The 25,986-nt window shown below is 64.9% G+C and carries 23 protein-coding genes; 12 read left to right on the forward strand and 11 right to left on the reverse strand.

Going from position 1 to position 25,986, the window contains the following annotated elements:
* Positions 1-8: 8 nt before the first annotated feature.
* On the reverse strand, positions 9-1,064 hold the full coding sequence (locus tag K288_RS0117925; RefSeq protein WP_043160139.1) for a class 1 fructose-bisphosphatase: 1,056 nt from the start codon (positions 1,062-1,064) through the stop codon (positions 9-11).
* A gap of 135 nt (positions 1,065-1,199) precedes the next feature.
* On the opposite strand from K288_RS0117925, the gene K288_RS0117930 reads away from it, so the two are divergent.
* Positions 1,200-2,126 (forward strand): LysR family transcriptional regulator, encoded by a 927-nt coding sequence (locus K288_RS0117930; protein ID WP_027580798.1) that lies wholly within the window; start codon positions 1,200-1,202, stop codon positions 2,124-2,126.
* A gap of 100 nt (positions 2,127-2,226) precedes the next feature.
* Here K288_RS0117930 and pcaG read toward each other — a convergent pair whose 3' ends face one another.
* The 3 genes from pcaG to pcaF all read right to left on the reverse strand — a co-directional run bounded on the left by pcaG (position 2,227) and on the right by pcaF (position 4,925).
* Positions 2,227-2,826 (reverse strand): protocatechuate 3,4-dioxygenase subunit alpha, encoded by a 600-nt coding sequence (pcaG, locus tag K288_RS0117935; protein WP_027580799.1) that lies wholly within the window; start codon positions 2,824-2,826, stop codon positions 2,227-2,229.
* Positions 2,823-3,527 carry a protocatechuate 3,4-dioxygenase subunit beta gene (pcaH, locus tag K288_RS0117940; RefSeq protein WP_027580800.1) on the reverse strand — a complete coding sequence of 235 codons (705 nt, stop codon included), beginning with the start codon at positions 3,525-3,527 and terminating at the stop codon, positions 2,823-2,825. The genes pcaG and pcaH overlap by 4 nt, the downstream gene beginning before the upstream one ends.
* A gap of 189 nt (positions 3,528-3,716) precedes the next feature.
* The gene (pcaF, locus tag K288_RS0117945) at positions 3,717-4,925 is read right to left on the reverse strand and encodes a 3-oxoadipyl-CoA thiolase (protein ID WP_027580801.1); all 1,209 of its coding nucleotides are present in this window, start codon (positions 4,923-4,925) and stop codon (positions 3,717-3,719) included.
* A 300-nt stretch (positions 4,926-5,225) separates the two neighbouring features.
* Here pcaF and mutS point away from each other — a divergent pair, with 300 nt between their 5' ends.
* Complete coding sequence (gene mutS / locus K288_RS0117950; RefSeq protein WP_027580802.1) at positions 5,226-7,955, forward strand: DNA mismatch repair protein MutS; 2,730 nt, start codon at positions 5,226-5,228, stop codon at positions 7,953-7,955.
* Between the two features lie 109 nt (positions 7,956-8,064).
* Here mutS and K288_RS0117955 read toward each other — a convergent pair whose 3' ends face one another.
* From K288_RS0117955 to K288_RS0117975, 5 genes are all read right to left on the reverse strand, one after another.
* A complete protein-coding gene (locus K288_RS0117955; RefSeq protein WP_027580803.1) occupies positions 8,065-8,862 on the reverse strand; it encodes a hypothetical protein in 798 nt (265 codons plus the stop codon).
* Positions 8,863-9,039: 177 nt separating this feature from the next.
* Positions 9,040-9,549 (reverse strand): OsmC family protein, encoded by a 510-nt coding sequence (locus K288_RS0117960; RefSeq protein ID WP_027580804.1) that lies wholly within the window; start codon positions 9,547-9,549, stop codon positions 9,040-9,042.
* A gap of 53 nt (positions 9,550-9,602) precedes the next feature.
* Positions 9,603-10,388: an ABC transporter ATP-binding protein gene (locus K288_RS0117965; protein WP_027580805.1), complete on the reverse strand. Its 786-nt coding sequence runs from the start codon at positions 10,386-10,388 to the stop codon at positions 9,603-9,605.
* Positions 10,388-11,236: an ABC transporter permease gene (locus tag K288_RS0117970; RefSeq protein WP_027580806.1), complete on the reverse strand. Its 849-nt coding sequence runs from the start codon at positions 11,234-11,236 to the stop codon at positions 10,388-10,390. Before K288_RS0117970 ends, K288_RS0117965 begins: the two co-directional genes overlap by 1 nt.
* A gap of 166 nt (positions 11,237-11,402) precedes the next feature.
* Entirely contained in the window at positions 11,403-12,344 is a 942-nt protein-coding gene (locus K288_RS0117975) for an aliphatic sulfonate ABC transporter substrate-binding protein (protein ID WP_244443171.1), read from the reverse strand.
* A gap of 238 nt (positions 12,345-12,582) precedes the next feature.
* On the opposite strand from K288_RS0117975, the gene K288_RS0117980 reads away from it, so the two are divergent.
* The 3 genes from K288_RS0117980 to proB all read left to right on the forward strand — a co-directional run bounded on the left by K288_RS0117980 (position 12,583) and on the right by proB (position 17,869).
* Complete coding sequence (locus tag K288_RS0117980) at positions 12,583-15,387, forward strand: [protein-PII] uridylyltransferase (protein ID WP_027580808.1); 2,805 nt, start codon at positions 12,583-12,585, stop codon at positions 15,385-15,387.
* Positions 15,388-15,547: 160 nt separating this feature from the next.
* Entirely contained in the window at positions 15,548-16,603 is a 1,056-nt protein-coding gene (obgE, locus tag K288_RS0117985; RefSeq protein WP_027580809.1) for a GTPase ObgE, read from the forward strand.
* Positions 16,604-16,726: 123 nt separating this feature from the next.
* Positions 16,727-17,869: a glutamate 5-kinase gene (proB, locus tag K288_RS0117990; RefSeq protein WP_027580810.1), complete on the forward strand. Its 1,143-nt coding sequence runs from the start codon at positions 16,727-16,729 to the stop codon at positions 17,867-17,869.
* A gap of 3 nt (positions 17,870-17,872) precedes the next feature.
* Here proB and K288_RS54750 read toward each other — a convergent pair whose 3' ends face one another.
* Together K288_RS54750 and K288_RS0118000 are read right to left on the reverse strand one after the other, a co-directional pair.
* Positions 17,873-18,031, reverse strand: a complete 159-nt coding sequence (locus tag K288_RS54750; RefSeq protein ID WP_244443170.1) for a type II toxin-antitoxin system RelE/ParE family toxin — start codon at positions 18,029-18,031, stop codon at positions 17,873-17,875.
* Positions 18,032-18,166: 135 nt separating this feature from the next.
* Positions 18,167-18,436 (reverse strand): type II toxin-antitoxin system ParD family antitoxin, encoded by a 270-nt coding sequence (locus K288_RS0118000; protein ID WP_027580811.1) that lies wholly within the window; start codon positions 18,434-18,436, stop codon positions 18,167-18,169.
* Between the two features lie 183 nt (positions 18,437-18,619).
* On the opposite strand from K288_RS0118000, the gene K288_RS0118005 reads away from it, so the two are divergent.
* From K288_RS0118005 to K288_RS0118035, 7 genes are all read left to right on the forward strand, one after another.
* Positions 18,620-19,912 carry a glutamate-5-semialdehyde dehydrogenase gene (locus K288_RS0118005; RefSeq protein WP_027580812.1) on the forward strand — a complete coding sequence of 431 codons (1,293 nt, stop codon included), beginning with the start codon at positions 18,620-18,622 and terminating at the stop codon, positions 19,910-19,912.
* A gap of 34 nt (positions 19,913-19,946) precedes the next feature.
* Complete coding sequence (locus K288_RS0118010; RefSeq protein ID WP_027580813.1) at positions 19,947-20,573, forward strand: nicotinate-nucleotide adenylyltransferase; 627 nt, start codon at positions 19,947-19,949, stop codon at positions 20,571-20,573.
* Positions 20,574-20,796: 223 nt separating this feature from the next.
* Positions 20,797-21,147 (forward strand): ribosome silencing factor, encoded by a 351-nt coding sequence (gene rsfS, locus K288_RS0118015; protein WP_027580814.1) that lies wholly within the window; start codon positions 20,797-20,799, stop codon positions 21,145-21,147.
* Positions 21,148-21,195: 48 nt separating this feature from the next.
* Positions 21,196-21,678, forward strand: a complete 483-nt coding sequence (rlmH, locus tag K288_RS0118020) for a 23S rRNA (pseudouridine(1915)-N(3))-methyltransferase RlmH (RefSeq protein WP_027580815.1) — start codon at positions 21,196-21,198, stop codon at positions 21,676-21,678.
* Between the two features lie 29 nt (positions 21,679-21,707).
* Positions 21,708-23,084 carry a peptidoglycan DD-metalloendopeptidase family protein gene (locus K288_RS0118025; RefSeq protein WP_027580816.1) on the forward strand — a complete coding sequence of 459 codons (1,377 nt, stop codon included), beginning with the start codon at positions 21,708-21,710 and terminating at the stop codon, positions 23,082-23,084.
* Entirely contained in the window at positions 23,081-24,448 is a 1,368-nt protein-coding gene (locus tag K288_RS0118030; protein WP_027580817.1) for a S41 family peptidase, read from the forward strand. Before K288_RS0118025 ends, K288_RS0118030 begins: the two co-directional genes overlap by 4 nt.
* Positions 24,449-24,691: 243 nt before the next feature.
* The gene (locus tag K288_RS0118035; RefSeq protein ID WP_027580818.1) at positions 24,692-25,888 is read left to right on the forward strand and encodes a divergent polysaccharide deacetylase family protein; all 1,197 of its coding nucleotides are present in this window, start codon (positions 24,692-24,694) and stop codon (positions 25,886-25,888) included.
* Positions 25,889-25,986 lie beyond the last annotated feature (98 nt).

A 25,986-nucleotide genomic window follows, 5' to 3' on the forward strand; every position in this document is an offset into this window, starting at 1 on the left:
GGCCTCCTTCAGCGAAACAGTCCGCGGCGCGCGAACAACGGCGCGTCGGCGTTTTCGAATAGCGGCTCGACACCTTCGTGCATCACCTCGATGCCGCGCACAGTACGCGGCGATCCCATGATCAAGGGCACCCGCTGGTGTGGCGTCCGCGCCGAAAGTTCGAGGATACGCGCCCGCCCGCTGGAGGCCGCGCCATCAGCCCATTCCATGATCAGCGCCACCGGATGGGCTTCGTAGAGCAGGCGCAGGCGGCCCTCGCGGTAGCCCGGACGCGCATCGGCCGGATAGAGAAACACCCCGCCACGGACCAGGATGCGGTAGGCTTCCGCCACCAGCGAGCCGATCCAGCGCATGTTGAAATCGCGGCCGCACTCGCCATTGGCGCCGGCGAGGCATTCGTCGATATAGCCGCGCACCGCTCCGCTCCAGTGCCGGCGGTTCGAGGCGTTGATCGCGAACTCCGGCGTGTCGGGCGGAATGCGGACGCCGCGCCCGGTCAGCACGAATTCTCGCCTGGGGGGATACAGGGTGAAGACATCGACGCGCTGGTCCAGTGCCAGCACCAGCACGGTCTGCGGGCCATAGATGAAGCAGCCGGCGGCGATCTGCGCGGTGCCGGGCTCGAAGAAGGTCGAGAGGATATCGCGCGCTTTGGGCCGGATCGAAAAGATGGTGCCGACCGAGATGTTGTTCGCAAGATTGGCCGAGCCGTCGAGCGGGTCGATCGCAACACAAAGCGGCGCCTCGGCGTCGAGCGTCTCCGGTAGTTCCACTTCCTCGGAGAGCACGGCGGCCACCGGCGCTGTGCGCAGGGCGCCAAGCATCAGCCGATCTGCGACAATATCGATGTCCTTTTGGGTGTCGCCGTCGGGATTGACCGCGCCGTCCCGGCCGGTGATGCCGACCAGCGGGCCCGAGGCGATGACGCCTGCGAGTTCGACCGCGGCCACGGCCAGCGCCTCGACTACCGCGACGGCGGCGGTGCGAACGGTATCCTGACGCGCGGGGTCGTCGAGATAGGCATGCAATGCAGGAAGATGATCCACGGCCGCTCTCCCATTCATCGAGCCCTCTCGACGGGGCTTCGCTTGAGGCGGCTCCGGGCAGAGTCGCTGTCGCCACTATCAACGCGCGAATTGTCGGATTAGTGAAATTTTAATATCTTAAGGGTGGCCAAAGTATTTTTTATGGAGGTGCCCATGCCGGGACATTTCTCGCGCGACCTCACCATTCGTCAGTTGCGCGCGCTGACCGCTGTGCATGCGGCGGGCTCGATCACGGGCGCAGCGAACCGGCTCAACCTCACCCAGCCCGCGGTCACCCTGCAGCTTCGCAACCTGCAGGAACTCGCCGGCCTGCCGCTGATCCAGCGTACCGGCGAAGGCATGGCGCTGACCGACGCGGGCCGCACCGTTCTTGCACTGGTCGAGCGCATCGAATCCGCGCTCGCCGACTGCGAACAGTCGCTCGACATGATCGCGGGCAAGAGCGGCGGGCGTGTCGCCATGGGCGCGGTCAGCACCGCGAAATACTTCGTGCCGTTCGCGATCGCGGCGTTCTCGCAGCGCTACCCGAAGATCGATGTGACGCTGAGGATCGGCAACCGCGAAGACATCCGCGACGCGCTACGCGGCTACGATCTCGATATCGCCGTGATGGGGCAGCCGCCTGCGGATATCGAGGTCGAGATGCGTCCGCTCGGCAGGCATCCGCACGTGATCATCGCCGCCGCCGATCATCGGCTCAATGGAAAGAAGCGCGTCGCCGCTGCGGATCTCGCCAGCGAGACCTTCATCACCCGCGAGCACGGCTCCGGCACGCGGATGCTGATGGAACAGTTCTTCCAGAAGCACCGGATCGAGCCCAAGATCGGCATGGCCATGGACAGCAACGAGACCATCAAGCAGGCGGTGATGGCCGGGCTCGGCATCGCCTTCATTTCCCAGCACACGGTGTTCCACGAACTGGAGGAAGGACGGCTGGCGGTGCTCAAGGTCGCAGGCCTGCCCGTGATGCGCCAATGGCACGCGATCCGCCGCGCCGACAAGATCCTGCTGCCGCCGGCGCAGGCGATGCTGGAGTTTTTGGGGAAGGAAGGCTCGCGCTATCTGCCGAATGTGCGGTAGCGGCAACCCGTCATTGCGAGCGGAGCGAAGCAATCCATGCCTCCACTTGCGGAGAGATGGATTGCTTCGTCGCTCCGCTCCTCGCAATGACGGCCGGGAATTACACGTCGAAGAACACTGTCTCGTTGTCACCCTGCAGGTGGATGTCGAGCACGTAGGTCGGATTCGACGCCGCCTTCCTGGCGATCAAAGTGGCGCGGCGATCCGCCGGCACCAACGCCAGCACGGGGTCGGCGGCATTGGCCGCTTCGTCGTCGAAATAGATCCGCGTGTAGAGATGCAGCAGCATGCCGCGCGCATACACCGCGAGCAGAATGTGCGGCGCCTGCGGCGTGCCGTCCGGATCGGGCACCGGCCCGGGCTTGATGGTATCGAAGCAATAGCCGCCCTTGGCATCGGTGCCGACGCGGCCGAAGCCCTTGAACGAACTGTTGGGCAGCGCGCGGGCATCCTGCGGATCGGAGAACCGGCCCTGCGCGTCGGCCTGCCAGATCTCCAGCATGCAGTCCGGCACCGGCACGCCGTCGCCGTCATAAACGATACCCTCGACGCGGATGCGCTCGCCGGAAACATCCGGCGTGATCAGGTTGTTGGTGAAGGCGTCGTTCCATGCGTATTCGCCGTTCGGCGTCAGTCCGTATTTGAAATACGGGCCGACGGTCTGCGATGGCGTGATGCCGTCCGGCCGCTGCTCGCTCACGATTTATTCTCCATCGGCGTCGCGTTCCTGCCGCGCAGGACAATGTTGAAGCGGTAGCACAGCGCCCATTCCGGCTGGGTGTTCTCGAGATCGAACGAGGAGATCATCCGCGCGCGCGCCTTCTCATCCGTCACCGAGTTGAAGATCGGGTCGAACGGAAACAGGGGATCGCCGGGGAAATACATCTGCGTCACCAGGCGCGAGATGAAGGTATGGCCGAACACCGAGAAATGGATGTGGGCCGGGCGCCAGGCGTTGTGGTGATTGCCCCAGGGATAGGCGCCGGGCTTGACGGTGACGAACCGGTAATAGCCGCTTGCATCGGTCTGCGCGCGGCCGGCGCCGGTGAAGTTCGGATCGAGCGGCGCCGGATGCTGGTCGACGACATGGACGTAGCGGCCGCAGGCATTGGCCTGCCACAACTCCACCAGCGCGTTCGGCACGCCGCGGCCGTCTTCGTCGAGCACATGACCGTGCACGATGATGCGTTCGCCGAGCGGCTCGCCCTTGTGCTGGATGGTGAGGTCGTTGTCGTTCTCGCGCACCGTCTCGTGGCCATAGACTGGGCCGGTCAGTTCGGAGAGCGTTTGCCGGATCGGGATCAGCGGCTTCTGCGGCGCGCGCTTGATCGTCGAGCGATAGCCCGGCGACAGCCGCGGCGGATGCGCCGCGAGCGATTGCAGCGGATAGAGCAAGGTCATAACGATTTCCTCCCTGGCGCTCCTTGCCGGTGAGCCAGCCGCCAAATCATTATAGGATATAACTAACCCGGAAAAGCGGTGTTTTGCTTTTCCGTCCCGTCATTGCGAGCGCAGCGAAGCAATCCGTCTCGCCGCTTGCGGAGGTATGGATTGCTTCGTCGCTCCGCTCCTCGCAACGACGGAGAGAGGTCAATTCAGCTTCTCGATCGCCGCTGCAACGCCCTGGCCGACGCCGACGCACATGGTTGCCAAGGCAAGCTTCCCGCCCCGCTTCTCCATGCCATGCACCGCGGTCAAAGCAAGCCGCGCGCCGCTCATGCCAAGGGGATGACCGAGCGCGATCGCGCCACCATGCGGGTTCACGAAGTCGGCATCCTCCTTGACCCCGAGCTGGCGCAGGCAGGCTATGCCCTGCGAGGCGAAGGCCTCATTGAGCTCGATCAAATCGAAATCAGTGATCTTGAGCCCGAGCCGCTCCATCAATTTGCGCGTCGCCGGCACCGGGCCGATGCCCATGATGCGCGGCGGCACCGCGGCGGACGCAAGCCCGAGGATGCGCGCCCGCGGCGTCAATCCGTGCTTCTTCACGGCGGCCTCGGAGGCGAGGATCATGGCGGCGGCGCCATCATTGACGCCGGAGGCGTTGCCCGCCGTCACCGTGCCGGGATTGCGCACCACTGGCTTGAGCTTGGCGAGGCCTTCCAGCGTCGTCTCCGGACGCGGATGCTCGTCCTTGTCGACGGTAATGGGGCCCGCCTTGCCGCCGGGCGCCGACACCGGCGTGATCTCCTCGGCGAAATAGCCGGCCGCGATTGCAGCACCCGCGCGCTGCTGCGAGCGGATCGCGAACGCGTCCTGGTCGGCGCGCGAGACCTGGAATTCCTCGGCGACGTTCTCGCCGGTCTCCGGCATCGCATCGACGCCATACTGCGCCTTCATCAAGGGATTGATGAAGCGCCAGCCGATCGTGGTGTCGAAGATTTCCGCCGAGCGCGAGAATGCTTCCGCCGCCTTGCCCATCACGAAGGGCGCCCGCGTCATCGATTCGACGCCGCCAGCGATCGCGAAATCAATCTCGCCGGCGCGGATGGCGCGGCCGGCAGCGCCGACCGCGTCGAGACCGGAGGCGCAAAGCCGGTTCAGCGTCTGGCCGGGAACCGTATCAGGCATGCCCGCGAGCAGCAGCGCCATGCGCGCAACGTTGCGGTTGTCCTCGCCTGCCTGATTGGCGCAGCCGAAAAAGACCTCGTCCACCTGCGACCAGTCCAGGTTCGGATGCTTGGCCATCAGCGCCTTGATCGGGGTGGCGGCGAGATCGTCGGTGCGCACCTTGGCGAGCGATCCTCCGAAGCGGCCGATCGGGGTCCGGACGGCATCGCAGATATATACATCACGCATTGATTTCTCTCCCTGATTGCCGCCGGTTCGGCGCTAGAGGCTTGGATTGGACCGAGTTTTAGGAGCGGGTTGGCAGGAGGTCAATTGAGGGGAACGCGCCCCTCGCCCGCGTTCAAGACGTGGAGAGGGTGGAAAACCCGCAATCACAGGGCAAAGCGGTGGGACGGAAGAGCGAAATTCTGTAGTTTCCGCCCCCTGGAGCCTTATCGGTTCTGCTTGAAGAAGAACCGGGCTCCAGATTCTTGTCTTGACGCGTTTTCTTCACGCGAACCGGTGTCCACTTCTCTCGAAAACGCTCTAATGACCGTCCAGCAGCCCATTCCTGTTCCACCCGAGACGACGCCTGCCGCAGAGGCGCCTACGCGCGTCACGCCGATGATGGAACAGTACCTAGAAATCAAGTCCGCCAATCAGGGCCTGCTCCTGTTCTATCGGATGGGCGATTTCTACGAATTGTTCTTCGAAGACGCCGAGATCGCCTCGAAGACGCTCGGCATCGTGCTGACCAAGCGCGGCAAGCACCAGGGCATGGACATCCCGATGTGCGGCGTGCCGGTGGAACGCGCCGAGGATTATCTGCATCGATTGATCGCGGCCGGCCACCGCGTCGCAGTCTGCGAGCAGAGCGAGGATCCAGCCACCGCGCGCGCCCGCGGCAACAAGAGCGTCGTCAAGCGCGACGTGGTGCGGCTGGTGACGCCGGGCACGCTGACTGAAGACACGCTGCTCGATGCTCGCACCAACAATTACCTGTTAGCGATCGCCCGCGCCCGCGGTTCGTCGGGCGGCGACCGCATCGGGCTTGCCTGGATCGATATCTCGACCTCCGAATTCATGGTGACGGAATGCTCGGTCGCCGAGCTTCCGGCAACGCTGGCGCGGATCAATCCGAATGAAGCCATTGTCACCGACGCGCTCTACAATGACGTCGAGTTCGGGGCACTGCTTCGAGAATTGCCGGCGGTGACGCCGCTCACCCGTGACGTCTTCGACGGCGCCACCGCGGAGCGGCGGCTGTGCGACTATTTCGCTGTTGCGACCATGGACGGCCTCGCCGCGATGTCGCGATTGGAAGCGACAGCCGCCGCGGCCGCCGTCACCTATATCGATCGCACGCAGGTTGGGAAACGGCCGCCGCTGTCGCCGCCCTCGCGCGAGGCCGTCGGCACCACCATGGCGATCGACCCGGCGACGCGCGCCAATCTCGAATTGACCCGAACGCTCGGTGGCGAACGCCGCGGCTCGCTGCTCGATGCGATCGATTGCACCGTGACCGCCGCCGGCTCGCGGCTGCTGGCGCAACGGCTCGCGGCGCCGCTCACCGATAGCACTGCGATCACGCGGCGGCTCGATGCCATCGCAGCCTTCGTCGCGGATAGCGCCGCGCGCGAGGATATCCGCAGCGTGCTGCGCGCGGCGCCCGACATGTCGCGCGCATTGGCGCGGCTGTCGGTCGGCCGCGGCGGCCCGCGCGATCTCGCAGGGCTCCGCGACGGCATTCTGGCGGCCGATCAGGCGTTGGTGCGGCTGGCGCAGCTCGATCAGCCGCCGGCGGAAATCGTGGCCGTGATGGAGGCGCTGCGCCGTCCGTCGCGGGACCTGGCGCATGAGTTCGAGCGCGCGCTCGCCGAGCAATTGCCGCTGATCAAGCGCGACGGCGGTTTTGTCCGCGAAGGCTATGAGGCCGCGCTCGACGAAAGCCGGAACCTGCGCGACGCCTCGCGCCTCGTCGTCGCTTCGATGCAGGCGCGCTATGCCGAAGCGACCTCCGTCAAGGCGCTCAAGATCCGGCACAACAATGTGCTCGGCTATTTCGTCGAGGTGACCGCACAGCACGGCGACAAATTGATGACGCCGCCCTTGAACGCGACCTTCATCCATCGCCAGACGCTAGCCGGCCAGGTCCGTTTCACCACGTCAGAACTCGGCGAGATCGAAGCCAAGATCGCCAATGCCGGCGACCGCTCGCTCAATCTCGAGCTCGAGATCTTCGACCGGCTCAGCGCCACGGCGCTTGCCGCAAGCGATGATCTGCGCGCCGCCGCGCATGCCTTCGCACTGCTCGATGTCGCAACCGCGCTGGCAAAGCTTGCGGTCGACGAAAACTACGTGCGGCCCGAGGTCGATCATTCGCTGGGCTTTGCGATCGAAGGCGGCCGCCATCCCGTGGTCGAGCAGGCCTTGAAGCGCGACGGCCAGCCGTTCATCGCCAACGCTTGCGACCTGTCGCCGGGGCCGGCGCAGAAATCCGGACAGATATGGCTCCTCACCGGTCCGAACATGGCCGGCAAATCGACCTTCCTGCGCCAGAATGCGCTGATCGCGCTGCTCGCGCAGATCGGAAGCTATGTGCCGGCCTCACGGGCGCGGATCGGCATCATCGATCGGCTGTTCTCCCGCGTCGGCGCGGCAGACGATCTGGCGCGGGGACGCTCGACTTTCATGGTCGAGATGGTCGAGACGGCGGCGATCCTCAACCAGGCCAGCGAGCGCTCGCTTGTCATCCTCGACGAGATCGGCCGCGGCACGGCGACCTTCGACGGCCTCTCGATTGCGTGGGCCGCTATCGAACATCTGCATGAGAACAACCGCTGCCGCACGCTGTTCGCGACGCACTATCACGAGCTCACCGCGCTGTCGGCAAAACTGCCGCGGTTGTTCAACGCCACGGTGCGGGTGAAGGAATGGCAGGGCAATGTCGTGTTCCTGCACGAGGTGCTGCCGGGCTCGGCGGACCGCTCCTACGGCATCCAGGTGGCAAAGCTCGCTGGCCTGCCGCCGGCTGTGATCAGCCGCGCCAAGTCCGTGCTGGCGAAACTGGAGGCGCAGGACCGCGGCCAGACTGCACGCGCCTTGGCCGACGACCTGCCGCTGTTCGCCGTTCCCTCCCGCGCCGCCGCGGAAGCCGCGCCGCCGAGCGAAGCGGAGCTGTTGATGGAAGCAGTGAAAGCGCTGCACCCCGACGAAATGTCGCCGCGCGAGGCGCTGGACGCACTCTATGGGCTGAAGGCAAAACTGCCGAAGCAATAGACGCAGCCGTAGGGTGGGCAAAGCGCAGCGTGCCCACCTTCAAGCACTCGACTCGTGATGGTGGGCACGCTTCGCTTTGCCCACCCTACAGATCCGCGTTCGGCCGCGACTAACGCGCAAGCCTTCGCCGCCCATGCCACCACAGGCCGAGATTCCACGTCACGCAAGTGGCGAGCGCAAGACTCAAGCCTACAACCGAACCGAATTGCAGCGCGGCGAGGTGCAGCACCGCGATTGCAATTCCAAATCCCATCAGGCCCCAGGCGCCGTTGGCGATCACGGCGGCCGTCGGCGGGCCGCCGATGCGCGGATGCAGGATCAGCATCATCGAGGTGAACACCACCGGAAACAGCGCGATGATGCCGCTGACCCGCGGGCCGACCCAGCCTGAGGATGTCACCACGACCGCGACCAATGTCGCGACCAGCGAGGCGCGCAGCGGGATGTCGTACCAGCGGCGCGTGATCAGCGGCATCTTCTTCACGTGGCGGTAGCGCTGCAGCAGCGGCACGCAGATCGCAAAGGTGATGACGTTCACGACCAGCCCGGCGGCGAGCGTCCAGTGGAACTGGCGGAAGATGGATGCGAGCATGATCCATACCGCGACCGCCGCGGCCGTGCTGAGCAATGCACTGCGGCGTTGTGCCAGCACGACATAGGTCAATCCGAGATAGATCGTCGCCGCATTGATCGGCAGGCTTGCAAGCGCGCCCTCGGCGATGAATGCCGCATCATGGTCGAGCGCGAGGAAGACGTAGGATGGTCCCGCCGAGATCGGCAACGTCGCCACCAGCGCGCCGATCACCGGCCCTGATCGCTCGGTGATGATGGAGGCGGTCACGACAAAGGCGGCCGTGATCGCCATGCGCAAGACGAGCGTCAGCAGGAAGATGAATTCAGGGGGCATTGGTGTGGAAGAATTTATTGCAGGATCGTCATAGCGACGGCCGCTTTCACCTCTCCCGGAGGGAGAGGTCGATTTGCGCAGCAAATCGGGTGAGGGGTTCAAGTCCCTCGAGAGAGCGAAACCCCTCACCCGCGCCTTCGGCGCGACCTCTCCCTATGGGAGAGGTAAGAGAAGACATCACACCCGTTTCATCGAGACCGCGACCTGCGGGCCGTGCCTGATGGTCTGGTAGACCACGCAATAGCGCTCGGTCAGCTTCAGCAGGAGGTCGAGCTTGTCCTGCAGCGCGTCGGTATCGACCTCGAAGCGCAGCCGGATCTCGGCAAAGCCGACCGGGGCCTCCTTGTCGACGCCAAGCGTGCCGCGGAAATCGAGATCGCCTTCGGCGAAAACGTTGCCGCTCTTGAGCGGCACTTCGATCGCGGTCGCCACGGATTTGAGCGTCACGCCGGCGCAAGCGACCAGCGCTTCGAGCAGCATGTCGCCGGAGCAGAGTTCCAGCCCGGAGCCGCCGGTTGCCGGATGGAGGCCGGCGACCGCGAGTGCGCGGCCGGTTTCGACTTTGCAGGCAATGCCTTCGTTCTCGATCGAGCCTTTGGCTTTCAGCGTGATGACGGCGGTGGCGGGGTCGGCCTTGTAGCGTTCCTTGATCGGGGCTTGCAGCGCGCGGAGCTCGGTGGCGTCCATTGTTGTTCTCCCGGATTTCTTGCTTATGCATGTACTCTCTGGATGCGCCGCTGTCACCACCACATCGCCTCGCCTGCGTTCGCGGCCGCCTCGCTGTCGGGCACGTTGCGGTCCAGCGAACGATCGAGCGCCGTGAGCACGCGACGCTTGAAATTGTCAAAGTGGGGCGAGTTGCGGTCGCGCGGCCGCGCCAGATTGATCGCGATCTCCTCGAACAGCCGGCCCGGCCGCGGCCGCATCACCAGCACGCGGTCCGCCAGCATCACGGCCTCGTCGACATCGTGCGTCACCAGGATCAGCGTCGGTCTTGTATCGGCCCAGAGGTCGAGCAGGTGGTCCTGCAGGTCACGCCGGGTGAAGGCGTCAAGCGCGGAGAACGGCTCGTCGAGCAGCAGCACCTCCGGCTGCGGCACCAAGGCGCGCGCGATCGCCACCCGCTGCGCCTGCCCGCCGGAAAGCTCGCGCGGCCAGGCGTTGGCCTTGTCGGCCAAGCCGACGCGGACAAGCGCGCGGGTCACTTTTTCACGTCGCGCATCGGCTGGCAGGTCCGAGAGACCGAAGCCGATATTGTCGGCGACGCTGAGCCAGGGCAGCAGCCGCGGTTCCTGGAAGATGATGCCGATCTTGGCATGCGGCGCGGTGATGGTGGCGGCGTCGAGTGTCACCGTGCCTGACGTGGCGCGATCGAGCCCGGCGATGGCGCGCAGCAGCGTCGACTTGCCGCAACCGGATCCGCCGATGATGGCGATGATCTCGCCCAGCTTGATCTCGGCGGAGAAGCGCGAAAGCGCATGGACCCCGTTGGGATAGGTCTTGCCGACTCTATCAAGCGCGAGCATCAGGCCGCTCCGCGCCCGCGGCCGAAGGCGTCCTGCCACCGCAACAGCGGCGCGGTCGCAAGCTCGATCAGCCAGTCGGTGGTCTTGCCGAGGATCGCGAAGATCACGATCGCGGCGACGATCTGCGCCGGCTTGCCGAGCTGCTGGCCGTCGATCAGGAGATAGCCGAGCCCCTCGGAGGCGCCCATGAACTCGGCGGCAACCACGAACATCCACCCGAGGCCAAGGCCGACGCGCAGCGCCACCACATAGGCCGGCAGCACCGCCGGCAACAGGATGCGGCGGATCATCGCCGGGCCGGACAGGCGGAAGATGCGGCCGACCTCGACGATCTTGCGGTCGACCGAGTGGATCGCGCCCATCACGCCGAGATAGACCGGGAAGAACACGCCGACCGCGATCAGCGCGACCTTCGAGGTTTCGAAAATGCCGAGCCAGAGGATGAACAGCGGCACCCAGGCAATCGATGGGATCGCACGCAGCGCCTGCACGGTCGGATCGAGCAGCCGTCGCGCCAGGCCCCAATAGCCGGAGACAGCACCGAGCAGCGTGCCGGCGACGACGCCGAGGGCAAAGCCGGCAGCAACACGGGAGAGGGTCGTGGCGATGTGCCGCGACAGCTCGCCGCTTTTCGCCAGTTCCACGATCGTGGCGAAGACTTTGGTCGGCGGCGGCACCAGGCGGCCGTTGGAATAGCCGAGCCAGACCGCCAGCTCCCAGCCGAGAGCGAGGCTTAGCGGCAAGAGCAGCCCTAGCGCGGGCCGCACAAGACGCGACAGCCGCACCGACGCCACGGGGCGCGCGACGTCAGCGTTGGTCTGTTCCAGCACTGGCACTTCAATGGTCATCGCCACGGCAAGAACCCTTTCCCGCGCCAGATTGCAAGGTCGGTCTCACCCCCGCGTCGTCCCCGCGAAGCTTCGTAGCCCGGAGGGAGCGCAGCGCAATCCGGAACAGTCTCGCGGGCAGTTAGAGCATCCCGGGTTGCGCTGCGCTCCACCCGGGCTACGGTCGTCAATTCGTCGGCAGCGGGACCTGGTCGTCGATCAGCGAATTCAGCACCGCTTTCACATCGACCTTGGCGTCGACCACGCCGGCCTGCTGCAGCGCGAGACCGGCGGCGAGGATCGAATCGCGCTGTGGGGCGCCGATGCGGCTGTGGGTCAACTCGGTGCGCTCCTTGAGCTGCTTGTCGACCACGGCGTCCGGCAGCTTCGTCACGGCAATGAAGGTCTTCTTCAACTCGTCGTAGTTCGCCAGCGAATATTTGCGGGCCTCTTCGTAAACGGCGAGCACGCGGCGGACGACGTCCGGGTTGTCCTTCAAAAACTGCTCACGCACATTGAGGATGCCCCAGGTGTTGGCGTCCGCCTTGCGGAAAAACAGCTTTGCACCGTCCTCGACTTCCGCCTGCGCCATCATCGGGTCGAGGCCGGCCCAGGCGTCGACGTCGCCGCGGATCAGCGCGGTCTTGCCGTCGGCGTGCTGGAGCAGCACTGGCGTGATGTCCTTTTCGGAGAGGCCGGCATCAAGCAGCGCGCGCACCAGGAAGATGTGCGGGTCGGTGCCGCGGGTCACCGCGACGCGCTTGCCCTTGAGGTCGGCGACCGAGGCGATCTTGGAATCCTTGCCCGTGACCAGCGCGGTCCATTCGGGACGCGAATAGACGTAGATCGATTTGATCGGGTTGCCGTTGATCTTGGCAACCAGCGCGGCCGAGCCCGCCGTCGAGCCGAAATCGATCGAGCCTGCGTTGAGGAATTCGAGCGCCTTGTTGGAGCCGGCGGATTGCACCCAGACGATGCTGATGCCGTCCTTGGCGAACTCCTTTTCCAGGAGCCCTTTCTGCTTCAGGACCAGCGAGACCGGATTGTAGGTCGCCCAATCGATACGTATCTCCTTGAGCGGCTCCGCAGCAAAACTTGCCGCCGGCGCAAGCGCCAAACCTGCAATCATCGCAGCCACGGCGCGCCTTGAAATCCGGACCATCCTCAGCCTCCAGGTGTTGGAAAATCTTGATAAAACGTCTTTTTATCTCAATGAGTTAGGTTCGAAGGTCAACAAGAAAATCCGCACCTTGAAGAGGGCCGCGCGAGAATGGATTTGCTCAAATCGACGGGAATTCAGCACAGAGTGATCGCGGGCTCACAATGTCCCGTGACAGCGCTGGCGCCGTCCTTTATCGGGATAGACCATGGATAGTGTCGTGGCCGAACCCCGCCCGGAAGTGGATGACCGTTTCGATACCGCGCGGATCACCGCCGCGGTCGACGCACTCACCGAGAAACACGCGGGACGCGAGGACCAATTCCGCTCGGCCATGGCGCAACTGCTCAAGGCGGAACTGATCGCGGCACGCGCCACGGCGCAGGCCTTGCTGCTCAAGGACCGCCACGGCCGGCGCTGCGCGGAGCGGCTCTGCTTCGTGCAGGACGAGATCATCCGCATCCTTTATGCGGCGGCGACCAAGCATCTCTATCATTCGCCGATCCCCTCCGGCGAGGAGCGCATGGCGGTCGTCGCCACCGGCGGTTACGGCCGCGGCCTGATGGCGCCGGAGTCCGACATCGATCTGTTGTTCATCCTGCCCTACAAGCAAACCGCCTGGGGCGAGCAGGTCGCCGAAGCGATCCTTTACTGCCTGTGGGACATGGGACTGAAGGTCGGCCACGCCACGCGCTCGGTCGATGAATCGATCCGCCAGGCGCGCGGCGACATGACGATCCGCACCGCGATCCTGGAGACGCGGTTCCTGGCCGGCGACCGGCCGCTCTATGACGAACTGGTCGACCGCTTCGACAAGGACGTCGTGCAGGGCACCGCGGCCGAATTCGTCACCGCCAAACTGGCCGAGCGCGAGGAGCGCCACCGCCGCGTCGGACAGTCGCGTTATCTGGTCGAGCCCAATGTCAAGGACGGCAAGGGCGGTCTGCGCGACCTGCACACGCTGTTCTGGATCGCAAAATACGTCTACCGCGTGCGCGAGACCGACGAGCTGTTGGAACGCGGCGTATTCGACGCGCAGGAGTACCGCACCTTCCGCCGCTGCGCCGACTTCCTGTGGTCGGTGCGCTGCAACATCCATTTCGTCGCCGGCCGCGCCGAGGAGCGGCTGTCCTTCGATGTCCAGCGTGAGATCGCGATCAGGCTCGGCTACACCTCGCATCCCGGCATGCAGGACGTCGAGCGCTTCATGAAGCACTACTTCCTGATCGCCAAGGACGTCGGCGACCTCACGGCGATCCTGTGCGCCAAGCTGGAAGAGGAGCAGAAGAAGCCGGCGCCGGTGCTGAGCCGCATGGTGGCCCGTCTGCGTCCGGGCGGCACCAAGCGGCGCGTGTCCGAGAGCGACGACTTCATCGTCGACAACAATCGTATCAACCTGGCCGCGCCCGACGTCTTCAAGCACGATCCGGTCAATCTGATCCGGATCTTCCGCCTGGCGCAGAAGAACAACCTCGCCTTCCATCCCGACGCGATGCGCACGGTGACACGCTCGCTGAAGCTCGTGAACACGCAGCTTCGCGAAAACACGGAAGCCAACCGGCTGTTCATGGAGATCCTGACGTCGGACAACGCCGAGATCGTGCTGCGGCGGATGAACGAGACCGGTGTGCTCGGTCACTTCATTCGCGCCTTCGGCAAGATCGTGTCGATGATGCAATTCAACATGTACCACCACTACACGGTGGACGAGCATCTGATCCGCTGCATCGGCTTCCTGCAGGAGATCGAGCGCGGCGGCAATGACGAGTTCATCGTCGCCAGCGACCTGTTCCGCAAGATCCGCCCCGAGCATCGTCCCGTGCTCTATATCGCGACCCTGCTGCACGATATCGCCAAGGGCCGCCCCGAGGATCATTCGATCGCCGGCGCGAAGGTGGCGCGGCGGCTATGCCCGCGGCTCGGCTTCAGCAATGCCGACACCGAACTCGTGGCATGGCTGATCGAGGAGCATCTGACGATGTCGACGGTCGCGCAGTCGCGCGATCTGTCCGACCGCAAGACCATCGAGAATTTCGCCGCCGTCGTGCAATCGGTCGAGCAGATGAAACTGCTGACGATCCTCACCACCGCCGACATCCGCGGCGTCGGCCCCGGCGTGTGGAATGGCTGGAAGGCGCAGCTCCTGCGCACACTCTATTACGAGACCGAACCGGTCCTGACCGGCGGCTTCTCCGAGGTGAACCGAGCCCGCCGCATCGCGGTGGCGCAGGCCGAATTCCGTGCCGCCTTCACCGAATGGCCGGAAGTGGAGCTCAACGCCTATATCGAACGGCATTATCCAGCGTATTGGCTCAAGGTCGAACTGCCGCGCAAGATCCGCCAGGCGCGCTTCATCCGCGCCAGCGAGCAGGCCGGGCATAAGCTTGCGATCAATGTCGGGTTCGACGAGGCGCGCGGCGTCACCGAACTGACGATCCTGGCCACCGACCATCCCTGGCTATTGTCGATCATCGCCGGCGCCTGCGCTTCAGCGGGCGCCAATATCGTCGACGCCCAGATCTACACCACGACCGACGGCCGCGCGCTCGACACCATCGCGATCTCCCGGGAATACGACCGCGACGAGGATGAGGGCCGGCGCGCCACCCGGATCGGCGAAATGATCGAGGATGTGCTGGAAGGCAAATTGCGCCTGCCCGAGGCGATGGCGCGGCGCGCCGTTCATCGCAGCAGCGGCAACAAGGTGAAGGCGTTCACCGTCGAGCCGGAGGTCACGATCAACAACCAATGGTCGGACCGCTACACTGTCATCGAGGTGTCTGGCCTCGACCGGCCCGGCCTGTTGTATCAGCTCACCACCGCTATCTCGAAGCTCAACCTCAATATCGCCTCCGCCCATGTCGCGACCTTCGGCGAGCGTGCCCGCGACGTGTTCTACGTCACCGACCTCCTCGGCGCGCAGATCACTGCGCCGACCCGGCAGGCTGCGATCAAGAGCGCTCTGCTGCACCTGCTCGCCGATGAGAATGCGGCCGCCCAGCCGGCGGCATAGTTTCGGGCCTGGAAGTAGGGGTTTGGGTGACTTTCCGGGACGAAACGGGGTTGCCGCACGGGACCCCCTGCCTTACCTAGAGCCTTCGTGAGCTAGGCTCTGAACTTTTGTCTTGGGCGTTTTCTCGACGCGAACCGCTCGAAAACGCTATGGTAGATTTATGAAATTCCTCGATGAAGCAAAGGTCTATATCCGTTCCGGCGACGGCGGTAACGGCTGCGTCGCGTTCCGGCGCGAGAAGTTCATCGAGTTCGGCGGCCCCTCCGGCGGCAATGGCGGGCGTGGCGGCGACGTCATCATCGAGGCGGTCGACGGGCTGAACACGCTGATCGACTACCGCTACCAGCAGCATTTCAAGGCCCAAAAGGGCACCAATGGCATGGGCAAGGACCGCCACGGCGCCAACGGCAAGCCGATCGTGCTGAAGGTGCCGGTGGGAACCCAGGTGTTCGACGAGGACCGCGAAACGCTGATCCACGATTTCACCAAGCTCGGTGAGAAATTCGTGCTGGCCGAAGGTGGCAATGGCGGTTTCGGCAATGCGCACTTCAAGTCGTCCACCAACCGCGCCCCCCGCAATGCCAATCCCGGCCTGCCGGGCGATGAACGCTGGATCTGGCTCCGCCTGAAACTGATCGCCGATGCGGGCCTGGTCGGACTGCCGAACGCCGGCAAATCGACCTTCCTGTCCGTGGTCAGCGCCGCCAAGCCGAAGATCGCGGACTATCCCTTCACCACACTGCACCCGCAGCTCGGCGTCGTGAGCGCGCAGGGCCGCGAATTCGTGCTCGCCGACATCCCCGGGCTGATCGAGGGCGCGCACGAGGGCGCCGGCCTCGGTGACCGCTTTTTGGGCCATGTCGAGCGCTGCCGCGTGCTGTTGCACCTGATCGACGCCACCTGCGAACATGCGGGCAAGGCCTACAAGACGGTGCGTACCGAACTCGAGGCCTATGAGGGCCACCTTGCCGAGAAGATCGAGATCGTCGCACTGAACAAGATCGACGCAGTCTCCCCGGACGAATTGAAGAAGCAGAGGGACCGCCTGAAACGGGCGGCGAAGAAGACGCCGCTGCTGGTCTCCGCCGCCACCGGCGAGGGCATCCCGGAAGCGCTGCAGGCGCTGGTCGAGGTGATCGGCGAAGCGCCGGTGTCGGCCAAGGCCAAGAGTGGCGCTGATGCCGAACCCTGGGCGCAGCCGACGCCGCAGGGCTGATTTCAGGGCCTGTTCGGCCCGCAGGGTTGATGTTCCCTTAACGCTCTTTCCCGTGCGCCACTTCCAAAGTAAGGGGGTGATGCGTATTGCTTCGCAACCGACGCTCCACTGCTGACCGATCCCATGAAACGCCCCGCGCTCAACCGTTTTCGCCGCATCGTCGTCAAGGTCGGCTCGTCGCTGCTGATCGATTCCGAGGCTGGCGAGGTCAAGGCGTCATGGCTGTCGGCGCTGGTCGCCGATATCGCCAAGCTGCACGGAGAAGGCCGCGAGGTTCTGATCGTCTCCTCCGGCTCGATCGCGCTCGGGCGCAGCCGCCTGAGGCTGCCGCGTGGGCCGCTCAAGCTCGAGGAGAGCCAGGGTGCGGCCGCCGTTGGCCAGATCGCGCTGGCACGGATCTGGTCCGAAGTGCTTGGCGATCACGGGATCCGCGCCGGGCAGATCCTGGTCACGCTGCAGGATACCGAGGAGCGCCGCCGTTATCTGAATGCCCGCTCGACCATCGCAAAGCTCCTGGAATGGCGCGCGGTGCCTGTGATCAACGAGAATGACACGGTGGCCACCAACGAGATCCGCTATGGCGACAACGACCGGCTCGCTGCCCGCGTCGCCACGATGGCGAGCGCGGATCTCCTGGTCCTGCTGTCGGACATCGACGGCCTCTATGACGCGCCGCCGGCCAGCAATCCGGACGCAAAATTGATCCCAGTCGTGGAAAGCATCAGCGCGGAGATCGAGGCGATGGCGGGCGAAGCCGGGTCCGAGCTATCGCGCGGCGGGATGCGCACCAAGATCGAGGCGGCGAAGATCGCGACCACCGGCGGCACGCATATGCTGATCGCCTCGGGCAAGATCGAGCATCCGCTGCAGGCGATCGCGGACGGCGGGCGCTGCACCTGGTTCCTGACGCCGGCCAATCCGATCACCGCGCGCAAGCGCTGGATCGCGGGCTCGCTGGAACCGAAGGGCACGCTGACCATCGACGCCGGCGCGGTGGCTGCCCTGCGGGCCGGAAAAAGCCTGTTGCCGGCCGGCGTGATCCGGATCGACGGCCAGTTCGCCCGCGGCGACGCAGTGATCGTCCGCGGCCCCGACACCCATGAGATCGGCCGGGGCCTCGTCGCCTACGACGCCGAGGAAGCCGACAAGATCAAGGGCCGCTCCTCCCCGGACGTAATGGCCATCCTCGGCATCAGTGGCCGGGCCGAGATGATCCACCGGGACGATTTGGTGGTGGGTGGACCAAGGATCGCCGATCCGGCCTGATCTCTATTGCATGTCGTCTGCGTCGATATCTCGCCGGGCGTGCATCACGCGAACAACCTCGATGCCGTCGGGTACCGGCACATAGAAGATCAGGTAGTTACCGACAGGGAAGCTGCGCAGCTTAGGCGCCAGGTCCTCCCGCGCGCGGCCTGCCCGCGGCATCTCCGCCAGCTTGTCAAATACAGCTTCAATGCGGTCGAGCAGCGCGTCGGCGGCCGAATGTTATCTTCGGCGACAAATTCCCAGATTGCGGTCACGTCAACCTCGGCCTGAGGGCTTTTGCGCGCCCTATTATTGTTATTGGCCACGCTTAGCAGCCAACCGCTTTCGTCCCTCGGCCTTTATCCGCGCGAACATGTCACCAACTTCCTCTGCCGGACCGCTATCAAAGCCTTTCTGGATCTCGGCGCGCAGCGCTTCGAGCTTGGCCTTGCGGCGCTCTTCGCGCTCTTCGATCAGGCGCAGCCCGTCGCGCAAGACCTCGCTCGCCGTCGAATAGCGGCCGCTTTCGATCAGGCCTTGGATCATGTCCTCGAAATGCTTGCCGATGCTGTAGCTGGTGGCCATGGTCGTACGTGGATATCAATAAATGATATCTAATGATATCCACGGCAGAGGCAAGATACCGTCCGCCAAGCTCGACCATAGGCCGACGTTAGGACTCGCCCGCCAGCCATGCCGGTTCCTTGCCTCGCCAAGGGCCCGATTTCCGTGCTAGACCATGGCCTTAACTGAACGCTGGGACGCTCCATGACTGCGCCGCTGAAGGCGATCGACGGGAACGCCGATCTGCCGACCCTGATGAATGAACTCGCGACACAAGCGCGTGCGGCTGCGCGCGTGCTGGCGCTTGCGCCGCCCGAGCAGAAGAATCGCGCGCTTACGGCGATTGAGCGCGCCATCCGGGAGAACGCGCCGGCCATCCTTGCCGCCAATACCGAGGATGTCGCCGAGGCGCGTGCGAGCGGCGCGACATCGGCGTTCGTCGACCGCTTGACGCTGACACAGGCGCGCATCGATGCGATGGCCGACGGCGTCGCCACCGTGCGCGACATTCCCGATCCGGTCGGCGCCGTCACCGACAGGTGGCAGCGTCCGAACGGCATGACCATAGAACGCGTCCGCGTGCCGCTGGGCGTCATCGGCGTGATCTTCGAGAGCCGCCCCAATGTCGCGGCCGACGCCGGCGTGCTGTGCCTGAAATCGGGCAACGCCGTGATCCTGCGCGGCGGCTCCGACAGTTTCCGTTCCTGCCGCGCGATCCATGACTGCCTGGTGCAGGGCCTGCGCGAGGCGGGCCTGCCGGAGGCCGCGATCACGCTGGTGCCGACCCGCGACCGCGCCGCGGTCGGGCTATTGCTCACCGGCTTGAACGGCGGCGTTGACGTGATCGTGCCGCGCGGCGGCAAGAGCCTGGTCGCGCGCGTGGAAGCGGAAGCACGCGTGCCGGTGTTCGCCCATCTCGAGGGCGTCAACCACGTCTATGTCGACCGCGCCGCCAATCTCGAGATGGCGAAGTCGATCGTGCTGAACGCCAAGATGCGGCGTCCCGGCGTCTGCGGCGCGGCCGAGACACTGCTGGTCGACCGCGCCGGCGCGCCTACGAGCTTGAAGCCGCTGGTCGAGATGCTGATCGATGCCGGCTGCGAGGTGCGCGGCGACGACGCCGTGCAGCGCGCCGATGCCCGCGTGAAGCCGGCATCCGAAGAAGACTGGGACACCGAATATGAGGCTGCGATCATCGCGGCCCGCATCGTCGAGGGCGTGGATGAAGCGATCGCGCATATCCAACAGCACGGCTCCCGGCATACCGACGCGATCGTGACTGAGGATACGGCGGTTGCGGAGAAATTCCTCAACGAGGTCGACTCCGCGATCGTGCTCCACAACGCCTCGACCCAATTCGCCGACGGCGGCGAGTTCGGCTTCGGGGCGGAGATCGGAATTGCCACCGGCAAATTCCACGCCCGCGGGCCGGTCGGCGCCGAGCAACTGACAAGCTTCAAATATCGCATCCACGGCAGCGGACAGACGCGGCCGTGAACCCAAACTCGTGATCCCGTTGAAGCCAGCCCAGATCGCGTCGCCATCCGTCGCGCAGGCGCTTCCGTTTTACACCAACGGAATGCGCATCGGCCTGCTCGGCGGCTCCTTCAATCCGCCGCATGCCGCGCATCGCGCCATCAGCCAGTTCGCGCTCAAGCGGCTGCAGCTTGATCGCATCTGGTGGCTGCTCACGCCCGGCAACCCGCTCAAGAATCACGACGGCCTGCATGCGCTCGCCGAGCGCGCTGCAGCCGCACTGAAAGTGGCCGACGATCCTCGGATCGATGTGAGCTGTCTCGAAGCTGTCATCGGCACGCGCTACACTGTCGACACGATCATCCATCTGCGGCGCCGCGTCTCCGGCGTGCATTTTGTCTGGATCATGGGCGCCGATAACCTCGCGCAGTTCCACCGTTGGAAAGACTGGCGGCGCATCGCCTCCGATGTGCCGATTGCCGTGATCGATCGTCCGCCACAAAGTTTCCGCGCGCTCGCCGCGCCCGCCGCCCAGGCGCTCGCGCGCTACCGCGTGCCCGAGAATCAGGCGACCCGGCTGGCCGATCTGCGGGCGCCGGCCTGGGTCTTTCTTACCGGGATGAAATCCAATCTGTCGTCGACCGGCCTTCGGAACCCTGATGGGAGCTGGAGGACGGTCTAGCGCATGATCGTGTGGATCATGCCAAGTAAAGTGGGGCTTACTGGAATATTGAAACCCTTAACCCCACATGCGTAGTATAGGCGGCGGGCGCCGAGATTCGGCGTTCGCGATACAGTGAAAGGAATGGTCCCTGGCCACACCTGTATTGTCCAAGTCTGTTTTACCCAAGGTAGCTAACAAGGCAGCAAAACCTGCGCGTAAAACATCGACCCAAACTGCGGCCTTGAAGGCGCAAGGCGACGCCCACAAGACCCTGAATATGATCCTCTCCCGCCTCGACGATATGAAGGCGGAAGAAACGGTCACCATCGACCTTCGCGGCAAATCAGCATACTCCGACTACATGGTCATCACCTCGGGCCGAGCAAACCGGCACGTCGGTGCGATCGCGGAGAACGTCACGAAAGCCCTGAAGGAAAACGGCGTCGGCAAAATCCATGTCGAAGGCTTGCCCAATTGCGACTGGGTGCTGATCGATTCCGGCGATGTGATCGTGCACGTGTTCAGGCCCGAGGTACGCGAGTTCTACAATCTCGAGCGGTTGTGGACGCAAAGCCCGGTCGCGGCGGTCTAGGTCTCTGAGCCGATGCAAATCGGCCGATGCGCATGCTAACATGCGTTAATGCGATTACTCGTCATCGCAGTCGGCCGATTGAAGCAGGGCCCGGAGCGGCAACTGGCGGAGCGCTATCGCGAGCGCTTCGACGACGTCGGCCGCAAGCTCGGCTTCCGCGGCCTGGACGTTCATGAAATTTCGGAAAGCCGCGCGCGCGATGCCGCAACAAGGATGGCGGAGGAAGCGGCGGCGATCTTGGCGCTGATCCCGGAAAAGCATGTGCTCGTTGCGCTGGACGAACGCGGCGAGAACGTCGACAGCTCGGCATTTGCCGGGTATCTCGGGCGCTGGCGGGACCAATCGGTCGCCAACACTATTTTCGTCATCGGCGGCGCGGACGGACTTTCGCCTGATTTGCAGCGCAAGGCCAAGCTGCGCGTCGCATTCGGCGCAGCAACTTGGCCGCACCAGATGGTCCGCGTCATGCTTCTGGAACAGATTTATCGGGCGGCGACGATTTTGGCCGACCACCCCTATCATCGCGCGTGAACCGACAAGAGAAAGCGCTGAACAATCCGATGCCGTCGCTGCGCGACCTTCACCGTTATCCCAACACCGCGCGCCGACGCCGGTATCCGGCATCCTCGCTCCCCCTCCCGGTCGTGTTGTTGTCGGCGAGCCTTGCGACGGCCGCGATCGCGCAAACAGCGCCGCAGCCGCAGCAGACGGCGGCAACCGCGCCCTCGCCCGACGCCATCAAGCAGCGGGAGCAGGAACTTGAGGCCGCCCGCGAGCAGCAGCGAAAAGCGACCGAGCTGCAGGAGAAAATGAAGGCCGACATTGCCGCGATCGGCCAGGACCGCAGCAAGCTCAACCAGCAGATCATCGACATTGCAGGCCAGGTGCGCGGGGTCGAAGGTCGGATTGTCGATGCTGAGGCGCGGCTGCGCCCGCTCGACGGCCGCGAGCAGGAGATCCGCGCCTCGCTCGATTCACGCCGCGCCGAGATCATCGAGGTGCTGGCGGCGCTGCAGCGCGCCGGCCGGCGCACGCCGCCGGCCCTGCTGGTGCGGCCAGAAGACGCACTCCAGTCGCTGCGGACCGCGATGCTGCTCGGAGCGGTCGTACCCGAATTGAGGGGGCGCGCGGAAAAGCTGACCGCCGACCTCGGCGAGCTGGTTGCATTGCGCAAGACCATCGCCAGCGAGCGCGATGCAATGGCGCGCGACCGCGACAAGCTGAAGGAGGACCAGGTCCGGCTCGCGGCGCTTGTCGAGGAGCGGCAACGTCAGCAAAGCGCGGTCGAAAAGGACATGGAAGCGGAAGGCGCGCGCGCCATCGCCCTGTCCAAGCAGGTTGACAGCCTGCAGGGCCTGATCGCCAAGATGGAACAGGATGTAAAGAGCGCCGCGAAAGCGGCCGCCACCGCCAATCTGCAGGGAACGCCCGCCGCACCGAACGGCAAGCCCAATCTGGGCGCTTTGAAGGATTCGGCGCGGCTGAGCCCGGCGGTCGCCTTTGCCTCCGCCAAGGGGCTGTTCGCCTATCCCGTTAACGGTACCAGGATTCGTGATTTTGGCGGGTCCGACGGAGCTGGCGGCGTGCAAAAAGGCATTTCTTTGGCAGCCCTGCCCGGTGCCCAGGTCACAACCCCGTGTGACGGCTGGGTCGTCTATGCCGGCCCCTTCCGAAGCTACGGTCAACTCTTGATCCTCAACGCCGGGGGCGGGTATCATGTTTTGATCGCCGGGATGGAGCGTATTTCGGTAAACATCGGCCAGTTTGTACTTACGGGGGAGCCGGTCGCGACCATGGGGTCTACATCCCAGGTTGCGTCCATTTTCGCGACAAACGCGAGCCAACCCGTGCTCTATGTCGAGTTCCGTAAGGACGGCACTCCAATTGATCCAGGCCCATGGTGGGCCGCAAATGAAGGCGAAAAGGTTCGCGGATGATGCGCAAGACTTCTGTAATTCTCCTCAGCGCCGCATGCGGTGCAGCGTTGACGCTGTTCGTTACTCAACCGCGCGCCGTGCTGATGGGATCGAGCGCACGCGCCGCGACGTCGGACACCTACCGCCAGCTCAATCTGTTCGGCGACGTGTTCGAGCGCGTCCGCAGCGACTATGTCGAGAAGCCCGATGACAGCAAGCTCGTGGAAAGCGCCATCAGCGGCATGCTGGCCGGGCTTGATCCGCACTCGAGCTACATGGACGCCAAGAGCTTCCGCGACATGCAGGTGCAGACCCGCGGAGAGTTCGGCGGCCTCGGCATCGAGGTCACGATGGAAGACGGGCTGATCAAGGTCGTCTCCCCGATCGACGACACCCCCGCGTCGAAGGCCGGCATCATGGCCAACGACATCATCACCACGCTCGACGACGAGGCGGTGCAGGGCCTGACCCTGAACCAGGCTGTCGAGAAGATGCGCGGGCCGGTGAACACCAAGATCCGGCTGAAGATCATCCGCAAGGGCCAGGACAATCCGATCGAGGTCACGCTGGTGCGTGACAACATCCGAGTCCGCTCGGTGCGTGCGCGCGTCGAGGCCGACGATATCGCCTATATCCGCATCACCACCTTCAACGAGCAGACCACCGAAGGCTTGAAGAAGGAGATCGCCAATCTTCAGAACCAGATCGGCGACAAGCTGAAGGGCTACGTCATCGACCTCCGCAACAATCCCGGCGGTCTGCTGGAGGAAGCCGTGACGGTCTCCGACTCCTTCCTGGAGCGCGGCGAGATCGTCTCGACCCGCGGGCGCAACGCCGAGGAAACTCAGCGCCGGGCCGCCCACGCGGGCGACCTGACCAAGGGCAAGCCGGTGATCGTGCTGATCAACGGCGGCTCGGCCTCGGCCTCCGAAATCGTCGCCGGCGCGCTGCAGGACCACAAGCGCGCGACGCTGGTCGGCACCCGCTCCTTCGGCAAGGGGTCGGTGCAGACCATCATCCCGCTCGGCAGCGGCAATGGCGCGCTGCGGCTGACCACGGCGCGCTACTATACGCCGTCAGGCAAGTCGATCCAGGCCAAGGGCATCGTGCCCGATATCGAAGTGCTGCAGGACGTGCCGGACGAATTGAAGGCTCGTACCGACACCAAGGGTGAGGCCTCGCTGCGCGGCCATCTGAAATCCGACGGCGACGAGAAGACCGGCTCGCAGTCCTACGTGCCGCCGGACGCCAAGGACGACAAGGCGCTCAAGCTGGCCGACGACCTCCTGCATGGCATCAAGTCCACCGCCAGTTCAGCGCCGCCGCCCGCGAGCGGCGACAAGGCTGCGGTCGACAACAAGCCGGGCAGCAAGGCCGCGAACTGATCGGCCACCACGCATTCAGACAAAGGGCGGCCCTTTCGGCCGCCCTTTTCATTTGGAAGGTGTCGTAGCCCGGGTGAAGCGGAGTCCCCGTAGCCCGGGTGGAGCGCAGCGTAACCCGGGACCGCTGCTCAATGCGGGGGCGAAGTCCCCGGGTTGCGCTGCGCTCCACCCGGGCTACAGGGCCGACCTTCTCTGCAACCGGCTACCACGTGCTATCGTCGGTGCAGCTGATTCGGGGGGTTCATGGCAGAGGCGGCTGACGAGCTGAGCGCACCGCTCGGACAGGAAACCGTGGCCAAAAAGCGCCGGTTTCAGGTGCCGTTCACGGCCATGCAGGCGCTCGCGGTGGTGCTCGGCCTGATTCTGGTCGCCTTCGCCGGCGTCGCCTTGTTCAACGACGATCCACTCGGCGGCGAGCCGGTCGCCCATATCGCCTTGCGCAAGGTGCCGGTAGCAGAAGAAAAACCCGCGGCGGCCGGCCCTCCCGCCGAGCCTGCAGCGAAATCGCCGCCCAAGCCGGCCGCTGGCGAGGGCAGGACTGTTACGATCATCGATGGCTCAAGCGGCGCGCGGCATGACGTCGTGATCGGCGGCGACGCCGCCGACAAGGCCGAGTCCGACGCCGCACCTGGGCCGATGGCCGGCATTGACCAGCGCCTTCTGGAAAAATCGCGCTACGGCATGATCCCGGTGGTCGCCGACGGCTTGAAGCCGTTCACGGTCTATGCGGCCGATGCCGACCGCGCCAAGGCGGCGAAAATGCCTGTGGTGGCGATCGTGGTCGGTGGACTCGGCGTCGGGGCCGCCAAGACCACCGACGCCATCATGAAGCTGCCGCCGGCGGTAACGCTGGCCTTCACGCCCTATGGCGCCGATCCGACAAAGCTTGCCGAACGGGCGCGGGCGCAGCGCCACGAGATCCTGCTGCAGGTCCCGATGGAGCCGTTCGATTACCCGGACAATGATCCGGGCCCCCAGACCCTGCTCACGACCCTGAACGCGGAACAGAATCTCGATCGGCTCTATTGGCACTTCAGCCGCATCCAGGGCTATGCCGGCATCGCCAATTTCATGGGCGCCCGTTTCGTGGCGACCGACCCGGTGATGCAGCCGATCATGCGGGAAGCGGCCAAGCGCGGTTTGAGCTATTTCGACGACGGCGCCACCCCGCGCAGTGTCGCGGCCTCTCTCGCCGCCGGCCAGGCGCTGCCCTTTGCCAAAGCCGATTTCACCATCGATGCGGTTCCGACCTCGGTGGAGATCGACCGCGTGCTGGTCAAACTTGAGACGCTCGCCAAGGAACGCGGCGTCGCGGTCGGCGTGGCATCGGCGCTGCCGATTTCGATCGAGCGCCTTGCGGCCTGGACCAGGACGCTGGAAGCGCGCGGCATCCTGCTTGCGCCATTGACAACCGCGATGCTGAAATCAAAATCGAGCTAAGCGTTTTCGAGCGAAGTGGATGCCGGTCGCGTGAAGAAAATGCGTCAAAACAAGGATCTGGAGCTTCGGTTCTGATTCAATCAGAACCGAATATGCTC

It is taken from the genome of Bradyrhizobium sp. Ai1a-2, assembly GCF_000426245.1.
GTDB lineage: Bacteria > Pseudomonadota > Alphaproteobacteria > Rhizobiales > Xanthobacteraceae > Bradyrhizobium.

What these genes read in the sequence shown, in the direction of transcription:
- rlmH (WP_027580815.1), top strand. Translation starts at nt 21,196, where the DNA reads ATGCGATTACTCGTCATCGCAGTCGGCCGATTGAAGCAGGGCCCGGAG.
- K288_RS54750 (WP_244443170.1), bottom strand. Translation starts at nt 18,031, where the DNA reads ATGCCGCGGGCAGGCCGCGCGCGGGAGGACCTGGCGCCTAAGCTGCGC.
- K288_RS0117955 (WP_027580803.1), bottom strand. Translation starts at nt 8,862, where the DNA reads ATGCCCCCTGAATTCATCTTCCTGCTGACGCTCGTCTTGCGCATGGCG.
- K288_RS0118030 (WP_027580817.1), top strand. Translation starts at nt 23,081, where the DNA reads ATGATGCGCAAGACTTCTGTAATTCTCCTCAGCGCCGCATGCGGTGCA.
- pcaH (WP_027580800.1), bottom strand. Translation starts at nt 3,527, where the DNA reads ATGACCTTGCTCTATCCGCTGCAATCGCTCGCGGCGCATCCGCCGCGG.
- K288_RS0117980 (WP_027580808.1), top strand. Translation starts at nt 12,583, where the DNA reads ATGGATAGTGTCGTGGCCGAACCCCGCCCGGAAGTGGATGACCGTTTC.
- K288_RS0118005 (WP_027580812.1), top strand. Translation starts at nt 18,620, where the DNA reads ATGACTGCGCCGCTGAAGGCGATCGACGGGAACGCCGATCTGCCGACC.
- K288_RS0117965 (WP_027580805.1), bottom strand. Translation starts at nt 10,388, where the DNA reads ATGCTCGCGCTTGATAGAGTCGGCAAGACCTATCCCAACGGGGTCCAT.
- K288_RS0118025 (WP_027580816.1), top strand. Translation starts at nt 21,708, where the DNA reads ATGCCGTCGCTGCGCGACCTTCACCGTTATCCCAACACCGCGCGCCGA.
- K288_RS0117975 (WP_244443171.1), bottom strand. Translation starts at nt 12,344, where the DNA reads ATGATTGCAGGTTTGGCGCTTGCGCCGGCGGCAAGTTTTGCTGCGGAG.
- K288_RS0117925 (WP_043160139.1), bottom strand. Translation starts at nt 1,064, where the DNA reads ATGAATGGGAGAGCGGCCGTGGATCATCTTCCTGCATTGCATGCCTAT.
- K288_RS0118000 (WP_027580811.1), bottom strand. Translation starts at nt 18,436, where the DNA reads ATGGCCACCAGCTACAGCATCGGCAAGCATTTCGAGGACATGATCCAA.
- K288_RS0117930 (WP_027580798.1), top strand. Translation starts at nt 1,200, where the DNA reads ATGCCGGGACATTTCTCGCGCGACCTCACCATTCGTCAGTTGCGCGCG.
- proB (WP_027580810.1), top strand. Translation starts at nt 16,727, where the DNA reads ATGAAACGCCCCGCGCTCAACCGTTTTCGCCGCATCGTCGTCAAGGTC.
- K288_RS0117970 (WP_027580806.1), bottom strand. Translation starts at nt 11,236, where the DNA reads ATGACCATTGAAGTGCCAGTGCTGGAACAGACCAACGCTGACGTCGCG.
- mutS (WP_027580802.1), top strand. Translation starts at nt 5,226, where the DNA reads ATGACCGTCCAGCAGCCCATTCCTGTTCCACCCGAGACGACGCCTGCC.
- K288_RS0117960 (WP_027580804.1), bottom strand. Translation starts at nt 9,549, where the DNA reads ATGGACGCCACCGAGCTCCGCGCGCTGCAAGCCCCGATCAAGGAACGC.
- pcaF (WP_027580801.1), bottom strand. Translation starts at nt 4,925, where the DNA reads ATGCGTGATGTATATATCTGCGATGCCGTCCGGACCCCGATCGGCCGC.
- K288_RS0118035 (WP_027580818.1), top strand. Translation starts at nt 24,692, where the DNA reads ATGGCAGAGGCGGCTGACGAGCTGAGCGCACCGCTCGGACAGGAAACC.
- obgE (WP_027580809.1), top strand. Translation starts at nt 15,548, where the DNA reads ATGAAATTCCTCGATGAAGCAAAGGTCTATATCCGTTCCGGCGACGGC.